Consider the following 16,895-nt stretch of genomic DNA (forward strand, 5'->3'; position numbering starts at 1 on the left):
GTTGTACCGACTTTCTACGTAACTGCTAAAAATTTGGTTACAATTGTTGCACAATGAAAACCATTTTCTTGCTGTTTTATAAATTTAAGCGATAGGAATATGAACATAGACGACTAACAAATGTTAAGAGTTAAACTATTAGGCATTTATTACTGGCATAATTTTCGTTGAAAATTAAAAAACATTAACTTATGGCTAATATTAATTTGTCATTACACTCAAAAGTTCATCATTGGATCGATGCCATCGGCTTTCGCCTTAATGGCTCACAAACCAACTATAAAAATAATGTAACCATCAATCATTATTTTTTCGAAACCTTCAACTTTTTTGAAAAGGCTAAGAACAATGATCTCAAAAACTCTAAGTTTTTGTGTTTTGATGCCTATGGCGAAAGCATCAATGTGAAGTCGTTATTAGATCTGCAAACTGCATTTTTCGAGAACATCAGCCAGCTGTAATCAAAACCCTTTTCACTCGTCTGTATATATAAAAACAGCCCTGCTTTTTAAAGGCAGGGCTGTTTTAGTTTCAGGCGGCGTGTGTTTTAATATACACTTGTATTATTTTATATACGGTTCCATGTCCTCCTTTTGAGGCAGTTCATCTGTTAAGCCTCTTCCGCCGGTTGCTCCGGGTAAATTTACAACTGCCCTTGTTGGGTTCAGTGCTTCTTTAATCCGTTGGTGCAAATCAGCAAAATGTGCTGCGGTTAATGCATCACCACCTTTTGGCAAACGCGAATCAATTAATTTTAATTCGGCACGTACCATCGGCCTTATGTCAGACAGGGCCATATTGATAGGTGTTAAGCCATAGCTTGCCAGTGTAGCAGCCGGCACACCCGGGATCCCTCTGAAATCATCATTCAGCAAACCTTTTAAATCTTCAATATAACCGCGCTGCAGGTTGCGCTTAAATACATCAGGTTTACCTGCCGTAAATATGCCGGCACGCAGATCGGTAAACAGATCTGCAACGGTATATGCTTTCGCACCGTTCTTTGATTCGTTATCATACATACGGGCAAGCCTCGATGCCGATAGTACCGAACCTAAAGTACCTGTTTGTACGGCCTTAATACGGTTTATCATTACCCCATTATCAAACTTGCTTAGTTCCTTGCTGTCAATTAACCATAACGGCGTTGTAAATAATTGTTTGTTAAAGAACAATACCGCATCACGCTGACGGTCTTTAGCCACAAAATCATACACGGCACCTTTTTGATCGTATGTTTTAAAGTTCTCGTTCATACCGCCAATATTGGTAACCACGTGGCCCATGTAACGGTAATACTGTGTTAAAACTTCACCATATATATCTTGTAGGTCGCTATAATCTTCTCCCTTTTGGTAAGTCCATTTTTCAACATTTGGTAAAATTCGTTTCAGGTTGGCAATACCATAGGTGCTTGCTTTCATGGCGTTATCGCCCAAATCTTCGCTTTGCAGGCGCGGGTCAATGCTTGTACCCTGGCGACCATAATAATAAAGCGGGTTACCGGCTTTTTCTTTTGTCCATACTGCTAAGGCTTCTTTTTCTTCTTTGGCTGATTTTTTACCCGGGAACCAGGTATAGCCCCACTTAATGGCCCAAAGATCGTACTCGCCTATCTGCGGATAAAAATGCGTTATGCCATCGCCTGGCTGGGCAATATAGTTAAAGCGGGCATAATCCATAATGGATGGTGCAGTACCATGTTTATCAGTAAATGATTTTGAACGCAACGAATCAACCGGGTAAGCATAGCTGGAACCAAAGTTATGCGGCAGGCCCAATGTGTGCCCAATCTCGTGCGATGAAACAAACCTGATCAGTTCGCCCATTTGCTCATCTGTAAACTTAGCCTTACGTGCATCCGGATTAGCCGCTGCCGTTTGAACAAAGTACCAGTTGCGCAGCAGTTCCATCACGTTATGGTACCAGCCAACGTGGCTTTCTAAAATTTCGCCGGTACGCGGGTCTGATATATGCGGACCATAGGCATTCTCCACATTTGATGCAAAATACCTTACTACACTGTAACGTGCATCTTCGGTACTAAAATCAGGATCCTGTTTTTCTGTTGGGGCCTCTTTACCTACAATTGCATTTTTAAAGCCTGCGGCCTCAAATGCTTTTTGCCAGTCGTTTATACCTTGTATAAGGTAAGGCACCCATTTTTTAGGCGTAGCTGGGTCTATATAAAAAACAATTTGCTTTTTAGGCTCAACCAATTCACCACGGGCGTAAGCAGCCTCGTCTTTAGGCTCTAATTTCCAGCGGTGTATGTAGGAGGTAACTTCGGCTTTTTGAGCGTCGGTACCATAATCTGTTTGGCTTTGACCAAAAAACCCAACCCTGTCATCGCTTAGGCGCGGCTTCATTGGTGTTTTTGGTAATAATAACATAGAGGTATTTAACTCAAATGTTATTGCCGCATTGGTGTTATCGGTAGGTGACTCAGCCGCGCGGAAGGTTTTTAAGGTACGGGCCTCAATATTTATCGGGAAACTTTTAATGGTATCAATGTATGATCTTGAATTATCAAGCCCAGATATTTTATAGGCTTTTTTTAACTCATCAGATATACTGATGGCTGCTATATCGCCATTATAAAAATCAGTTACATCAATCATTACGCCCGTGGTATCTTTATTAAAGGCTTTGATGTCAAACGATGCCATTACCACATCAAGATTTGAGTTTTTAACCGAACGGTACATATCGCTGGTGCTATCAGCCCTTATTGAAAAGCTGGGCACACGGATAAATACCTGTTTGTCGTGGCGCTCCCATTTCCAAACCTGGTCGTTCTCTTCTTCGCCGCCATATTGCTGGTTTCCAACTTTTACATTAGCGGGTGTTTTAGCTAAACGGGTAACTACCAGCATCTCGCGGTTCAATAATGAATCCGGGATTTCGAAGTAATATTTACCGTCAACTTTGTAGGTGTTAAAAAGCCCCTTATCTACCTTGGTTTTTGCGGGGATAAGATCACCAAATTTTTTGATACCTTCTTTTTTAGCGGGGCCGATGGTTGCCGTAGCACTTGAGCCCGTAGCAGTAGAGGTAGTTTTTAACGTTACCGTTTGTGAAGCGGCAACCTGTTTTTTAGTTTTACACGACCCTGCAATAACAGCAATAATTATTGTTGTTAAGCATAGGTAATAATTTACGCCTAATCGTTTAATCATATATCAATACTTAAATAGTTTTGGGTATAAGCTGTAAACTTATGGAAAATAGGTCTTTTTTAAGTAAAGCAACATTTTTGTTACAAAGTGTTAAAGATATTTAAATTACAATAGGATAAGCTTTTAAAACAACCTGTAAATGTTGGTATTAATTATACCGGGCATTAAACCAGGTAGTTTTGTGCTTATAGCAGCTAAGCCTACTGATACTGATTGATAAAAAATATAATACATTCACAATAAAATACGTTTCAAGTACAGATACTTTTTAAATCAAACAAATTCACATTTATTATGAAACAATTAACCTTCCGGTTCTTTTTATTAATCACAGTAGCTTCAACACTTGCCATACAATCCTGCAAACCCAAAAAAATAGTTCAAAAACCGGCGCCGCAACCTGTTACAGCAGTGCAGCTTCCACCACCGGTACAAAAAACGCCCGACCCGGCTCCGGCACCACCTCCGCCGCCTGTTGTTCAAAAACCTGATTATAATTTTAACAATATCCAGTTTGAGTTTAACTCGGGCATATTAAAAACAGATGCTTATCCAATTTTAGATAAAGCCGCCACCGAAATGAAGAAAGACCCATCAGTTAAATTTATACTGAACGGTTATGCATCTGCCGAAGGAACAGCCGACCATAATATGGAGCTATCGGCACAAAGAGCAAATTCAGTAAAAATATATTTGGTTAACAGTGGAGTAAACGCTGCCAGCCTTGCTACTAAAGGCTACGGCGAAAGCAACCCTATATCAGAAAACACTGACGAAGCCGGCCGTGCGCTAAACCGCCGTGTAGAGATCAAAAAGCAATAAGCTTATTATTTATTGTAAATAGAAAATCCCCGGTTAGTTTAAATACTACCGGGGATTTTTTACTTTTAAATCCGCCGCTTAAGGGTCAGTATCACATCATCGCGTTTATTATCATGCGCAATTTGCAGCAGCAGGGTGCGGCCATTTTGCGATTTAAACATATTATCAATTTCTTCAATCGTCATTTTTGATACCATCTTAAAATTAATGCTCAGAATCTCATCATCCTTTTCCAACCCTACCTCATCTCCTGGCGAGCCGGCTTCAACACGGCTGATAATTACACGGTTATAATCTTTACCTGTGGTATAATATTCTAACCCGCTCATATCATGCTCAAATACATCTTTCATATGCATGTTGGGTTTCAGGTAAATAACACTATCCGGATAATCAATTAACAAGGTAAATCTTTTCAATATGCCTATACCAAGGTTGCCATCGCGCTTTATGGATAAGGCATCATACTGATCGCCCTCGGGGAAGGAGGCAATTACATTTTTTATCCGGTATTTGCCTATCTCAAACTCTTTTACCCTGCCCAAAAAACCGTTAATAGGCCCGGTAATGCCAATACCCAAATTAGCGGCAACAAATTTTTCGGGCAGGCCATGTTTTTTAATCGCATTTTCGAGCGATAGTGAGTGCCCGGCGCCCAGGTCAACCACCAGTTTATCATTGATGTGCGCATCATCAGGAAAAGTAACTTTTCCTTGTACATAAGGTTTTCCGTCCTCAATAGTTAGCGCAATCTTATTCCCTTTTTTAAAGGTATGCATATCCCTGGGCCGGGATACAGAAATGGTACTGTCTGAAAAATCAATCTTAACAGCCATGTTATTAAAAAACTCATAACCCAGTAAACCATGTATAGGCATACCCGCAAAGTTTGACAGCCCAAAATGATCTGTTTTTAATATAGCGGCAACTACATCATAACTAATAAGTCCGGGTATTTTAATATCCAGTGCCGATGTAACATAGGCTTCATAATCATCCCCCTCGCCAAGGCCCGATATTTTGAGAGTGCGCTTATTAGCTATATTGATGGAATCAACAAGTTTTGGATCGGTGATAAGCATAAGGCCAACGCCGGTATCAATTATAAAATTAAAAGGACCTTTATTATTGATTTTAAGCTGTATAATTATCATATCCCTTATCATGCGAAAAGGAATGGTTACATGCTTTTTATTGCGTTCCAGATCAAAATATTGCGCCTTTGCAGGCAAATGGCAGCAACATAGTAAGGTTAAGAGCGCTATAACACGTAAGTGTTTTACGATATGAAATAGCTTAAACAACAATGGTTTATATTTGGTAATTAAATATACAGTATTAATAGCAAAAAATATATGCCGATACAACGAAAAGCGTATTTGTTAATCGCCTTGTTGCTAAGTTTTAGCCTGATACAACAGGCACATGCCGGGCATATCCGTAAAAGAAAAATTAAAAAACTGTTTAAGCACTCGCAGATATTGGGTAATCATTTTACAGGCTTTGCGCTTTACGATCTGGATAACCAAAAGATGATCTATGAGCTCAGCGATGATAAGTATTATACCCCGGCATCAAACACCAAACTTTTTACTTTTTATACCTGCCTTAAAATGCTTGGCGATTCAATCCCGGCATTAAAATATGTTGTTCATAATGATTCGCTGATATTTTGGGGCACCGGCGATCCTTCCTTTCTGCACAGTGATTTAAAAGGGATAAATGGCTACACGTTTTTAAAGAACAGCCATAAAAAGCTTTTCTTTGCTACCGGGAATTATACCGGCCAATTTTACGGCAGCGGCTGGGCCTGGGATGATTATAACGACTATTATCAAACTGAAATAAATGCTTTACCCTTATTGGATAATACAGCCATTTTGTATGCTGATAAAAATGATTCGCTGCGAATAAGGCCTGCTTATTTAAAGTCCTATTTAAAATGTGATACCACTTACCGCCCATCTAACTTTAGGGTAAAGCGCGATTTTTTGAGCAACACCTTGATTTATCCGTTTATGCCACTGCCTAAAAACTACAGGCAGGAAATTCCGTGGAAAACCAGTACCGCATTAACTTTAGCACTGCTGCAGGACACTTTAAAACTGCCCGTAACCGAAGTGCATTTGCCTTTACCAGCCGATGCCAAAACCATTTATAACACCAACACAGATACCGTTTATAAACACATGCTGCAACCCAGCGATAACTTTATTGCCGAACAACTTTTATTGGTTTGCTCGACCACCCGGTTTAAAACATTGAACGCCGATTCGGTGATCAGCTATTCAAAGACGCACTTTTTAAACGACCTGCCTGACGCCCCTCAATGGGTTGACGGTTCGGGGTTATCACGCTATAACCTGTTTACACCACGCAGTATTGTTTTTTTGTTATGCAGAATACTGGATGAGGTTAAAAATGAGGAATTGCTTCATAGCCTGATGCCGGCAGGCGGAGTTACGGGTACCATTAAGAAAGCTTATAAAACAGATAACGGGCAGCCCTTTGTTTGGGCCAAAACAGGATCATTATCCAATAACTATAATCAAAGCGGTTACCTGGTCACCAAAAAAGGAAAACGACTGGCCTTTTCCTTTATGAACAATAATTTTGCAGGCCCTGTTGCACAGGTTAGGGACGAAATGGTAAGGATCATCACTTTTATACATGATAACAACTGACGCTTTTGCCTTTTAAAATAGTTAATCAGGTTTTTTATCGGGCCGTAAATTACCTTGCAGCTGCGGGTTTTGCGGGGGCAGGTGGCTCACTACTTTTTCTATTTCAGTTTGTTGTACGCTAACCGCATATTCGGCAGGTTCAATGCGGCTACCAATGGCTTCGGCATATACCTGTGTAAACTCGGCACCTATATATAATATGGCTGCCGTGTAATAGATCCAAACCAAAATCACCAAAATAGACCCGGCTGCACCATAAGCCGAACTTTTAGCCGTGTACTCGATATATACATTGATGAGGTACTGCCCGCCCATAAAAAGAACAGCCGTAAAAATAGCCCCCGACCGTACATCTTTCCACTTGATCTTTACATCGGGCAAAAACTTAAAGATAATACCGAATAGCACCGAGATCACTATCAGTGTTACCCCGAGATTTATGCCCTTTAAAATTAAGCCCGTGATCTCCGGCAAAAAATGCTGGATCTTGGTACTCAATGCTGTTAAAAGCAAATTGACTACTAAGGAGGCCAGCAGCAAAAACCCCAGACTTATAATTAATGAGAACGACAGAAACCGGTTTTGGATGAGCTTTAGCCATCCTTTTTTAGGCTTGGCCTTTACCCGCCATATCATGTTTAATGAATCCTGTATCTCCACAAAAATACTGCTTGCGCCTATCAGCAGGGTAATAACACCTATAACAACTGCTGTTGCCGATTTGCCCGAAAGCTGCAGGTTTTTTAATGCATCCTGAATTTGTATAGCCGGGCCCGACCCTACATAATGTGCAATTTGCGGGTATAGTTTATTGTTGGCCGCATCGGGCCCTAATACTATACCTGCTATTGAAATTATTAAAATCAGGAGCGGTGCTATTGAAAAAACGGTATAATAAGCCAATGATGCGCTCAACTTTAACCCGTTATCGTTAATAAAGCCCATAAATGTGGCTACAACTATCTTCCAGAGTTCCTTAAAATATGCTTTGCTGAAAACTTTCATGCTTGAATTAAAAACCATTGTAAATTATATTGCTGTCACTATCAATTCAATTATCTATTGTATTAATAGTAAACAGCTAAAAATGTTTGCCGGGAATTTAAACCTTTGTTAATCAACCGCTGCAAAAGAGATGTCAAGCAGTGGAAATTTTTGCCATCCGTTAAAATCAAAGTGCCACCACTCTGTTGCTATTACCTTAAAGCCATGAGCCTGCATTGCATTTTTCAGGATCTCGCGATTAGTAATTTCCAACGCGGGCAAATCGGGATAGTTAGCGGCGGCTTTCCGGCTAAAGCTATCAAAGCCGGTGGGCATATCAAGGTCTTTACCGGTTTTCAGGTTAATAAGGCCCAAATCAATGGCACAGCCCCGGTTATGTTTTGAGCCGCGGCGCGGATCGGCTACAAAATTAGTGTCGGGTGTGGTTTCGTAAAACTTTACGGTAATGGAGTACGGGCGATAGGCATCGTAAATTTTTAATCCAAGGCCCTGCGCTTTTAAATCGTCCTCAACAGCTTTTAAAGCCAACACCACGGGTAAGCGGGCAAATGCCTTTGCCTGCGGGTACATACGCTGGTGGGTAAAATTATTGGTAGTAGCATACCGGATATCGAGTGCTATACCGGGAATATATTTTTTGATCTCAACCAACCGCGATTCCGGCTGCTCTTTTACCTCGCGCCTGTAGCTTCTTAAACCCATCACCTTTGCGCTGTCAATGTATTTATAATGCTGGGCTGTGGCCGTATTATAAACAACAATAAAAAGGCTTAAGGCAATAAGGTATCTCATGTTTTATTGTGCGATACGATCAACAGATCAAGCTCCTTGCAGGGGATTGAAAAACGTTCGCCAATGTGCTTGTCGGTTAAATGGCCATTATAAACATAAACCGCATCTCGCATGCCTTGTTTTTGCCATATCAGGTTCTTTAAGCTGCCATGTTCGCCAATATCAAGCAATATGGGGGCGAATATATTAGTGAGGGCATACGTAGCGGTACGCGCTACCCGCGATGCAATATTTGGCACACAATAATGGATAACATCATACTTCCTGAAAACCGGGTGGGTATGGTTGGTTACTTCGGATGTTTCAAAACAACCGCCCTGGTCAATACTTACATCAATAATTACCGAGTTGGGTTTCATTTTGCTTACCGTAGCTTCTGATACGATACAGGGGCTGCGGCCATGTTCGGCACGCATAGCGCCAATGGCTACATCGCAGGTGGTAATAGCTTTTTCTAAAACAATGGGCTGCACAACTGAAGTAAATACCCTGCTGCCAATATTATTTTGCAAGCGGCGCAATTTATAAATTGAAGGATCAAAAACCTTTACTTCGGCACCTAACGATATGGCGGTGCGGGCTGCATATTCGCCAACGGTACCGGCACCTAATATTACAATTTCGGTAGGTGGTACGCCAGTTATGCCGCCAAGCATCAGGCCCTTGCCGTTAAATATATTGCTTAGGTATTCGGCAGCTATTAATATGGAGGTTGCGCCTACTATCTCACTCATAGCCCTTACTACGCTTAGGGAGTTACCTTCATCGCGTAAATGCTCAAAACAAAGTGCCGTTATCTTTTTATTAAGCAGGGCATGGATAGTTTCGGCTTTAAGGGTTGAGAGTTGCAGGGCCGAGATGAGCGTTTGCCCCGGCTTCATCATTTCAATTTCGCCCAGGGTTGGCGGGGCAATTTTTATAATGATGTCGGCCTCGTAAACTTTTTGGGTATCGTAAACTATCTGTGCCCCTTGCTCGCTGTAATCCTTATCCAAAAAGTTGGCGGCCTGCCCGGCATTGCTTTCCAGCATTACCTCATGGCCATTATTAACCAGCAAGGCTACGGACAAGGGCGTTAGCGGAATACGGTTTTCCTGAAACGAGATCTCTTTGGGGATACCGATGTATAACTTCTTCTTTTTATTTTTAACCTCCAGCACCGACTCCTGGGGCTGCATCATAGCCTGCTTGGCTATGTCCGAAAATCCACTGTATTTCCCTGAACTCATTGGCTATTTATTCTGCGATGATGAAGATAAGTAAAAACCCTTAGGTTTATATTAAATCTTATCAATAATTATCTCCCGCGTGTTATCATTCAATACCCTGATCTTCACGTTCACGTAATGCGCTGGCAACAGGTCGGGAATCCTTTCAGGCCATTCAATAAAGCAATAGGCATCAGAGTAAAAGTATTCTTCATACCCCATGTCAAATGCTTCGCTTTGATTTTTGAGCCTGTAAAAATCAAAATGGAAGATCCTGTTATCAGTACCGATGTATTCGTTAACGATAGAAAACGTAGGGCTGGTAACCGTTTCTGTTGTACCTAAACATTCGCAAAGTGATTTGATCAGCGTGGTTTTCCCGGCGCCCATATCGCCATAAAAAAGAAAAATCTTATTGCTGCCGGCCTGCGCAATAATGGCTGCTGCTGCCGATGGAAGATCTGAAAGTGAAGGAATAGTTAGTAACACTTTTTTTTATTTTTATCCGATTAATCAACCCCGCAATTGTAATGGTGAACAAAGAAGCAATCGCTAAACTTACAGAAAGGCTGCAAAAGTTTGAGCTTTTGATACCGCTCTGTAAAGTTGGCGATTGCTTCGTACCTCGAAATGAAGCGTGGATTTGTACAAAAATAAATAATTAATAATTATTTCGGCCCATAAACAGCTATCGGGATAAGCACCTCTTCAAGTGAGATACCTCCATGCTGAAACGTTTCGTTATAAAAATTAACAAAATGGTTATAGTTATTAGGGTACACAAAATAGCTGTCTTCCTTAGCAAACACAAAGCTTGAGCTTACGTGCAGCTTGGGCAGCATAGCATCGTGCGGGTTACGTACATGGAAAACTTCTTTAGGGTTAAAGTTTAAGTTTTTACCTTGTTTGTAACGCAGATTGGTATTGGTATTTCTGTCGCCTACTATTTTACTTGGATTTTTAACACGGATGGTACCATGATCGGTAGTGATCACCACCCTTACCTGTTTAGAAGCTAAAAACTTAAGCAGATCAAACAAAGGCGAATGCTCAAACCATGATAAGGTTAATGAACGGTAAGCGGCATCATCGCTGGCCAGCTCACGGATCATCTGCATATCAGTACGGGCATGCGACAGCATATCAACAAAGTTGTAAACCACTACGTTCAGGTCATTCGTCATCAGGTTACTAACCGAATCGTTCAATGCGCGGCCTTCGTCAATATTCAGAATTTTGTGGTACGAATGTTTAATATCCTTACGCAGTACACGTTTTATCTGGTCGGTAATAAATTCGCCTTCAAATAAATTCTTTCCGCCTTCATCCTCGTCGTTCTGCCACATCTGCGGATAGCGTTTTTCCATATCCAAAGGCATCAGACCCGAAAATATAGAGTTACGTGCATACTGGGTTGCTGTTGGTAAAATGCTGTAATAAGCATCCTCTTCTTCCAGCCTGAAATATTCGGTAAGTATCGGGTTAATGATCTTGAACTGATCGTATCTTAAATTATCAATCAGGATAAAAAACACAGGCCCCTTACCATCTAACAAAGGGAAAACCTTCTTTTTAAATAACTGCGATGAATTGATAGGTGCATTTTCAGGCTCCTTTAACCACCTGATGTAATTACGCTCAATAAACTTGCAAAACTGTACGTTGGCTTCGGCCTTTTGTAAGGTCAAAATTTCGTGCATACCTGCATCTTCCAGGCTCTCTAATTCCAGTTCCCAGTAAATAAGCTTTTTGTAAACATCAACCCATTCCTGGTAGCTCAGGTTATCATTCAGCGTCATCCCCAGGGTCCTGAAATCCATCTGGTAGGCCATAGTAGTTTTTTCGGTTACCAGGCGTTTGTTTTCAGTAAGCTTTTTGATGGTAAGCTGTATCTGTTTAGGGTTTACAGGTTTTATCAGGTAATCATCAATTTTTGATCCGATGGCATCTTCCATCAGGTATTCTTCTTCGTTTTTGGTAATGAGTACTATCGGCACATCGTTGTTGATGCTTTTTATTTGCGATAGTGTTTCCAGTCCGGTTAATCCGGGCATGTTCTCATCTAAAAAAACAAGGTCAAAGTAGCCGTTCTTAAAAGCTTCAACAGCATCATAGCCATTGGTTACGGTAGTTAGCTTGTAACCTTTTTCGGTTAAGAAAAGTATATGCGGTTTTAAAAGATCGATTTCGTCATCGGCCCATAAAATGGTGGTATCTTGCATGGTATATATAAATTAGGTAGATGTATTATCAGAACTATAATTTAATGAATTTGAGGTAGTACATTAATGAGTTATTAATTCTGTCAGTTCGTAAATTAGCTGGATCTTTGGTCAGACAAAAAGGTATTAACCACAAAGCACGGGCTTTTGTTGCAGATAATTAAAGGTATTAACAAAAATTAACAATAAAAAGACCCGGCTTTTACCATTATTTAACATTTTTGCACCGTTTATAAAGCACATTGAATAAAAAGAAAATAATTAACGACCCCGTTTACGGCTTTATCAGCATCCCTACCGATCTGATATTTGACCTGATTGAACACCCTTATTTTCAAAGGCTAAGGTATATCAAACAATTGGGGATGACGCACCTGGTTTATCCCGGGGCTCTGCATACCCGCTTTCATCATGCACTGGGCGCTATGCACCTGATGGGGCTAGCCATTGAAACCCTGCGCAATAAAGGGCAGGAGATCTCGGACCAGGAAGAAGAAGCCGTTACTGTTGCTATATTATTACATGATATTGGCCACGGCCCTTTCTCGCACGCGCTGGAAGAAAGTATTGTTGTAAATATCTCGCACGAGGATATTTCTGCCATGATTATGCAAAAGCTGAACATCCAGTTTAATGGGCAGCTCACTATGGCCATCAGTATTTTTGATGGTACTTACCACCGCGCATTTCTGCACCAGTTAGTATCGAGCCAGCTTGATATGGACCGTATGGATTACCTTAACCGCGACAGTTTTTTTACCGGCGTATCTGAAGGGGTGATCAGTTCAGACCGGATCATCAAAATGCTTAACGTGAAGGATGATCATGTGGTGGTTGAAGAAAAAGGCATCTATTCTATCGAGAAATTCCTGATAGCCCGAAGGCTGATGTACTGGCAGGTATACCTGCATAAAACCGTAATAGCTGCCGAGCAAATGCTGGTGAAAATTTTGAAACGCAGCCGCGAGCTTGCCTTACAGGGCGAACAAATTTTTACTACGCCTGCGTTAAGTAAGTTTTTAAAAGAGCCGATAAGCCGGGAAGCTTTTATGAACGAGGACCATTACCTGGAAACTTTTGCCACATTGGATGATACCGATATTATGGCCGCAGTAAAGGTTTGGGCCATGCATGATTGTGCCATATTATCAAAACTATGCCGCGATTTGGTTAACCGCGATCTGTACAAGGTTGATATTACCAATGAGCCGCCCGATCAGCAATTTATTGCCGAACTTACCGCAGCAGCAATTAAAAAATACGGGATTAGTGAAAAGGATGCAGCCTACTATGTTTTTGAAGATACCATACGTAATAATGCCTATAAACCAGGCGATGGTAATATAATGATCCTGATGAAAAATGGATCGGTTAAGGATATTACCGCTGCCAGCGATAATTCAAACCTGGAGGCATTAGCAAAAACCGTAAAAAAATACATACTTTGCTACAAAAAAGAGCTGATTTATAAATAGTGGGCATACACTATCCGTATGAAAGGCAGATCAGCATATTTTATATAAATAACAAATTCAGTTTAGCAAAAAATTAGTAAATCAGGGTTCGTTTTCAGGGATTTTCCGGGCTCCGGAACTGGCCGCCAGCCGCCAATTATTAGTTTGCTGCTTTTAATATTAACATTTAAATTTGCCCATGCAATTTACCGCACAGCAACTTGCTACGATACTTAATGGAACAGTTGAAGGTGACCCGCTTGTATCGGTAAATCAACTGGCTAAGATAGAAGAGGCCCAGGAAGGCTCCTTATCTTTTTTGGCTAATCCTAAATATGAGCAGTATTTATATACTACTGGCGCATCGCTGGTAATAGTTAATAACGACCAGATATTGGCCGAGCCTGTAAAGGCAAGCCTGATAAGGGTTGAAAATGCATATATAGCAATTACCGTATTGCTCGAAATGTATAACACCTTAAAGCTCAACAAAAAAGGCATTGAACAGCCCAGCTATATACACCCATCGGCAACACTTGGCGAAAACGTGTATGTTGGCGCGTTTGCCTACATTGGGCCCAATGTTAAAATTGGTAATAATTGCAAAATTTACCCGCAAACCTATATTGCGGATGATGTAGTTATAGGCGATAATGTGGTTTTGTACGCCGGGGTTAAAATTTATTTCGATTGCAAATTAGGTAGTAATGTAATTATCCATTCGGGCACTATTATAGGTGCCGATGGGTTTGGATTTGCCCCTGTTGGCGATGGCACTTACAGCAAAATAAGCCAGATAGGCAATGTAATTATTGAGGATGATGTTGAAATAGGCTCAAACACTACCATTGACAGGGCTACAATGGGTTCAACCATTATCCGCAAGGGGGTAAAGCTTGATAACCTGATCCAGGTTGCCCACAATGTGGAGATCATGTCAAACACGGTGGTGGCAGCCCAAAGCGGCATATCAGGCAGTACCAAAATTGGCGAAAACTGTATAATTGGCGGCCAGGTGGGTATTGTTGGGCATGTAAGCATTGCAAAAGGCACACAGATACAGGCCCAGGCAGGCATAGGCCGGTCATTAAAAGAAGAAGGTAAAAAGTGGGCCGGTTCGCCTGCTATAGGGTATACTGACAATATGCGGTCTAACGTGGTTATAAACCGCTTGCCTGCACTTGAAAAAAAGATAAACGAACTCGAAAAGATAATTGCAGAATTAAAAAAAGAAGCGCATTAGTTCGCCGGCTCATGATTGAGCTATACACCAATTTACAATTTGAACTAATGGACAATGAACTGTTTTGATGATATGAATGTAAAGCAAAAGACTATTAAGGCACCGGTTTCAGTTTCGGGCACGGGTTTGCATACCGGCCAAAGCGTAACTCTTACCTTTAACCCCGCTCCAGAAAATCATGGGTATAAATTCAGGCGGATTGATATTGCAGGCTCGCCTGTAATTGATGCCGACGTTGATAACGTAACTGATACTTCGCGCGGTACTACCATTACCCAAAATGGTGCCAGTGTAAGCACTATTGAACACGTATTAGCAGCCCTTGTTGGTTTGGAGGTTGATAATGTGCTGATAGATATGGACGGCCCCGAAACTCCTATTATGGACGGCAGCTCAATCCAGTTTGTTGATGCTATTAAAGACGTAGGCTTTGTTGAACAGGAAGCCGACCGCGAATACTACCATATCCCTTATAACATTCACTACTCTGAGCCCGACCGTAAGGTTGAAATGGTAGCCATGCCTTTGGATGATTACCGCTTTACCTGTATGGTTGATTATAACTCACAGGTACTGGGCAGCCAGCATGCAAGCATATCAACCATTGCCGAGTTTAATAAAGAAATAGCATCGTGCCGTACCTTTTGCTTTTTGCACGAGTTAGAAATGCTTTTAAAGCACGACCTGATAAAAGGCGGCGACCTTAACAATGCCATTGTTGTGGTTGATAAGGATGTTGATGACGAAGAATTAGCCCATTTAGCAAAAATATTTAACCGCAAGGATATTAAAGTTGCCCCGCAGGGAATACTAAATAATATTGAGCTGCGCCACCAGAATGAACCGGCCAGGCACAAATTACTGGATATGATCGGCGATCTTGCTTTGGTTGGCGTTCCTTTACGCGGGCATATCATGGCTGCAAGGCCTGGCCATGCAGCTAATGTGGCTTTTGCAAAAAAGATAAAATCCTTAATAAAAAAAGAAAGAAGCCGTAAGCACATAAAAATTTACGACCCTAATGCTAAACCGGTATATGATACCGTTCAAATAATGAACATTCTTCCGCACAGGCAGCCGTTTTTGATGATCGATAAGATCCTTGAACTTACTAAAAGCCATGTGGTTGGGTTAAAGAATGTAACCATGAACGAGGATCTTTTTAAGGGTCATTTTCCGGGTACACCGTTGTTTCCGGGCGTAATGCAAATTGAGGCGATGGCACAAACGGGCGGTATATTGGTATTAAATACAGTTCCCGATCCTGAAAATTATATTACCTTGTTCCTTAAAATAGAAAATGCACGTTTCAAAGCACCGGTGGTGCCTGGCGATACAATTATATTCCATTGCAGTTTGCTGGCGCCTATCCGCAGGGGCATAGCACAAATGAAGGGTGTAGGGATGGTTGGCGAACGTATAGTTGTTGAAGCCGAACTGATGGCACAAATAGTAAAAAGACAAAAAACAGAAGAAGAATGATCCAGCCCTTAGCATACATACATCCGCAGGCAAAAATTGCCGATAATGTGGTAATTGAGCCATTTGTTACCATTCATAAGGATGTAGAAATTGGCGAAGGCACCTGGATAGGTTCCAACAGTACCATAATGGATGGTGCGCGTATAGGTAAAAACTGCCGCGTATTTCCGGGTGCAGTAATATCGGCCCCGCCACAGGATTTAAAATACCGTGGCGAGCAAAGCACAGTATCTGTTGGCGACAATACCGTTATCCGCGAATGTGTAACCCTTAACCGCGGTACTGCTTTAGATAAAAACACCACCACCATAGGCAGCAATTGCCTGCTGATGGCTTACGTACACGTAGCACATGATTGTGTTATTGGCGATAACGTGATCATTGCAAACTCGGTACAGCTTGCTGGCCACATCAATGTTTATGATTATGCCTTTATTGGCGGCACATCAGCAGTGCACCAGTTTGTTGAGATAGGCGCCCACAGCATGATCTCCGGTGGTTCACTGGTACGTAAGGATGTTCCTCCGTATACCAAGGCCGGTCGTGAGCCATTATCCTATATCGGGATAAATTCTGTAGGCCTGCGCCGCAGAGGATTTTCGGCAGCAACCATTAACGAGATCCAGGAAATTTACCGCATCATATTCCTTAAAAAATATAACATGACCAAGGCCCTTGATATTATTGAGGCCGAGTTTAACCCAACTGTTGAGCGCGACGAGATCATCAACTTTGTGCAAAACTCGCAGCGTGGTATCATGAAGGGATTTGGAAATTCATAAATTACCGGGCAAGCATTAAGAT

14 protein-coding genes are annotated in these 16,895 nt (G+C 41.5%); 7 read left to right on the forward strand and 7 right to left on the reverse strand.

Translation table 11 applies throughout. The features are described from left to right. The first annotated feature begins 191 nt into the window (after positions 1-191). Positions 192-461 carry a hypothetical protein gene (locus ACQY4U_RS01785; RefSeq protein ID WP_428327645.1) on the forward strand — a complete coding sequence of 90 codons (270 nt, stop codon included), beginning with the start codon at positions 192-194 and terminating at the stop codon, positions 459-461. A 102-nt stretch (positions 462-563) separates the two neighbouring features. Here ACQY4U_RS01785 and ACQY4U_RS01790 read toward each other — a convergent pair whose 3' ends face one another. Further along, positions 564-3,179 carry a zinc-dependent metalloprotease gene (locus tag ACQY4U_RS01790; protein WP_428327646.1) on the reverse strand — a complete coding sequence of 872 codons (2,616 nt, stop codon included), beginning with the start codon at positions 3,177-3,179 and terminating at the stop codon, positions 564-566. A gap of 294 nt (positions 3,180-3,473) precedes the next feature. On the opposite strand from ACQY4U_RS01790, the gene ACQY4U_RS01795 reads away from it, so the two are divergent. After that, on the forward strand, positions 3,474-4,001 hold the full coding sequence (locus tag ACQY4U_RS01795; protein WP_428327647.1) for an OmpA family protein: 528 nt from the start codon (positions 3,474-3,476) through the stop codon (positions 3,999-4,001). A 65-nt stretch (positions 4,002-4,066) separates the two neighbouring features. Here ACQY4U_RS01795 and ACQY4U_RS01800 read toward each other — a convergent pair whose 3' ends face one another. Then, complete coding sequence (locus ACQY4U_RS01800) at positions 4,067-5,305, reverse strand: aspartyl protease family protein (protein ID WP_428327648.1); 1,239 nt, start codon at positions 5,303-5,305, stop codon at positions 4,067-4,069. 51 nt (positions 5,306-5,356) lie between these two features. Between ACQY4U_RS01800 and ACQY4U_RS01805 the strand changes: the two genes are divergently transcribed. Continuing rightward, positions 5,357-6,685, forward strand: coding sequence for a D-alanyl-D-alanine carboxypeptidase/D-alanyl-D-alanine-endopeptidase (locus tag ACQY4U_RS01805; RefSeq protein ID WP_428327649.1), 1,329 nt, complete (start codon positions 5,357-5,359; stop codon positions 6,683-6,685). 21 nt (positions 6,686-6,706) lie between these two features. Here ACQY4U_RS01805 and ACQY4U_RS01810 read toward each other — a convergent pair whose 3' ends face one another. The 5 genes from ACQY4U_RS01810 to ACQY4U_RS01830 all read right to left on the reverse strand — a co-directional run bounded on the left by ACQY4U_RS01810 (position 6,707) and on the right by ACQY4U_RS01830 (position 11,912). Continuing rightward, positions 6,707-7,690 carry a YihY/virulence factor BrkB family protein gene (locus ACQY4U_RS01810; RefSeq protein WP_428327650.1) on the reverse strand — a complete coding sequence of 328 codons (984 nt, stop codon included), beginning with the start codon at positions 7,688-7,690 and terminating at the stop codon, positions 6,707-6,709. A 108-nt stretch (positions 7,691-7,798) separates the two neighbouring features. Continuing rightward, positions 7,799-8,482, reverse strand: coding sequence for a M15 family metallopeptidase (locus ACQY4U_RS01815; protein WP_428327651.1), 684 nt, complete (start codon positions 8,480-8,482; stop codon positions 7,799-7,801). Further along, positions 8,479-9,711: an alanine dehydrogenase gene (locus tag ACQY4U_RS01820; protein WP_428327652.1), complete on the reverse strand. Its 1,233-nt coding sequence runs from the start codon at positions 9,709-9,711 to the stop codon at positions 8,479-8,481. The genes ACQY4U_RS01815 and ACQY4U_RS01820 overlap by 4 nt, the downstream gene beginning before the upstream one ends. A 51-nt stretch (positions 9,712-9,762) precedes the next feature. Further along, entirely contained in the window at positions 9,763-10,179 is a 417-nt protein-coding gene (tsaE, locus tag ACQY4U_RS01825; RefSeq protein WP_428327653.1) for a tRNA (adenosine(37)-N6)-threonylcarbamoyltransferase complex ATPase subunit type 1 TsaE, read from the reverse strand. A 179-nt stretch (positions 10,180-10,358) separates the two neighbouring features. Further along, positions 10,359-11,912: a PglZ domain-containing protein gene (locus tag ACQY4U_RS01830; RefSeq protein WP_428327654.1), complete on the reverse strand. Its 1,554-nt coding sequence runs from the start codon at positions 11,910-11,912 to the stop codon at positions 10,359-10,361. A gap of 242 nt (positions 11,913-12,154) precedes the next feature. Between ACQY4U_RS01830 and ACQY4U_RS01835 the strand changes: the two genes are divergently transcribed. The 4 genes from ACQY4U_RS01835 (at position 12,155) to lpxA (ending at position 16,873) form a co-directional block, all read left to right on the forward strand. Further along, the gene (locus tag ACQY4U_RS01835; protein ID WP_428327655.1) at positions 12,155-13,387 is read left to right on the forward strand and encodes an HD domain-containing protein; all 1,233 of its coding nucleotides are present in this window, start codon (positions 12,155-12,157) and stop codon (positions 13,385-13,387) included. 178 nt (positions 13,388-13,565) lie between these two features. Further along, the gene (lpxD, locus tag ACQY4U_RS01840) at positions 13,566-14,609 is read left to right on the forward strand and encodes a UDP-3-O-(3-hydroxymyristoyl)glucosamine N-acyltransferase (protein ID WP_428327656.1); all 1,044 of its coding nucleotides are present in this window, start codon (positions 13,566-13,568) and stop codon (positions 14,607-14,609) included. Positions 14,610-14,681: 72 nt separating this feature from the next. Next, a complete protein-coding gene (locus tag ACQY4U_RS01845) occupies positions 14,682-16,091 on the forward strand; it encodes a bifunctional UDP-3-O-[3-hydroxymyristoyl] N-acetylglucosamine deacetylase/3-hydroxyacyl-ACP dehydratase (RefSeq protein ID WP_428329717.1) in 1,410 nt (469 codons plus the stop codon). Beyond that, on the forward strand, positions 16,088-16,873 hold the full coding sequence (lpxA, locus tag ACQY4U_RS01850; protein WP_428327657.1) for an acyl-ACP--UDP-N-acetylglucosamine O-acyltransferase: 786 nt from the start codon (positions 16,088-16,090) through the stop codon (positions 16,871-16,873). The genes ACQY4U_RS01845 and lpxA overlap by 4 nt, the downstream gene beginning before the upstream one ends. Positions 16,874-16,895 lie beyond the last annotated feature (22 nt).

Origin of the sequence: Mucilaginibacter sp. (genome assembly GCF_965277465.1) — a bacterium.
Classification (GTDB): domain Bacteria; phylum Bacteroidota; class Bacteroidia; order Sphingobacteriales; family Sphingobacteriaceae; genus Mucilaginibacter.

Bases quoted from the DNA above. Each gene is read 5' to 3' on its own strand.
- ACQY4U_RS01815 (WP_428327651.1), bottom strand. From the start codon at position 8,482: ATGAGATACCTTATTGCCTTAAGCCTTTTTATTGTTGTTTATAATACG.
- ACQY4U_RS01790 (WP_428327646.1), bottom strand. From the start codon at position 3,179: ATGATTAAACGATTAGGCGTAAATTATTACCTATGCTTAACAACAATA.
- ACQY4U_RS01820 (WP_428327652.1), bottom strand. From the start codon at position 9,711: ATGAGTTCAGGGAAATACAGTGGATTTTCGGACATAGCCAAGCAGGCT.
- lpxA (WP_428327657.1), top strand. From the start codon at position 16,088: ATGATCCAGCCCTTAGCATACATACATCCGCAGGCAAAAATTGCCGAT.
- ACQY4U_RS01805 (WP_428327649.1), top strand. From the start codon at position 5,357: ATGCCGATACAACGAAAAGCGTATTTGTTAATCGCCTTGTTGCTAAGT.
- lpxD (WP_428327656.1), top strand. From the start codon at position 13,566: ATGCAATTTACCGCACAGCAACTTGCTACGATACTTAATGGAACAGTT.
- ACQY4U_RS01795 (WP_428327647.1), top strand. From the start codon at position 3,474: ATGAAACAATTAACCTTCCGGTTCTTTTTATTAATCACAGTAGCTTCA.
- ACQY4U_RS01845 (WP_428329717.1), top strand. From the start codon at position 14,682: ATGAATGTAAAGCAAAAGACTATTAAGGCACCGGTTTCAGTTTCGGGC.
- ACQY4U_RS01785 (WP_428327645.1), top strand. From the start codon at position 192: ATGGCTAATATTAATTTGTCATTACACTCAAAAGTTCATCATTGGATC.
- ACQY4U_RS01830 (WP_428327654.1), bottom strand. From the start codon at position 11,912: ATGCAAGATACCACCATTTTATGGGCCGATGACGAAATCGATCTTTTA.
- ACQY4U_RS01810 (WP_428327650.1), bottom strand. From the start codon at position 7,690: ATGAAAGTTTTCAGCAAAGCATATTTTAAGGAACTCTGGAAGATAGTT.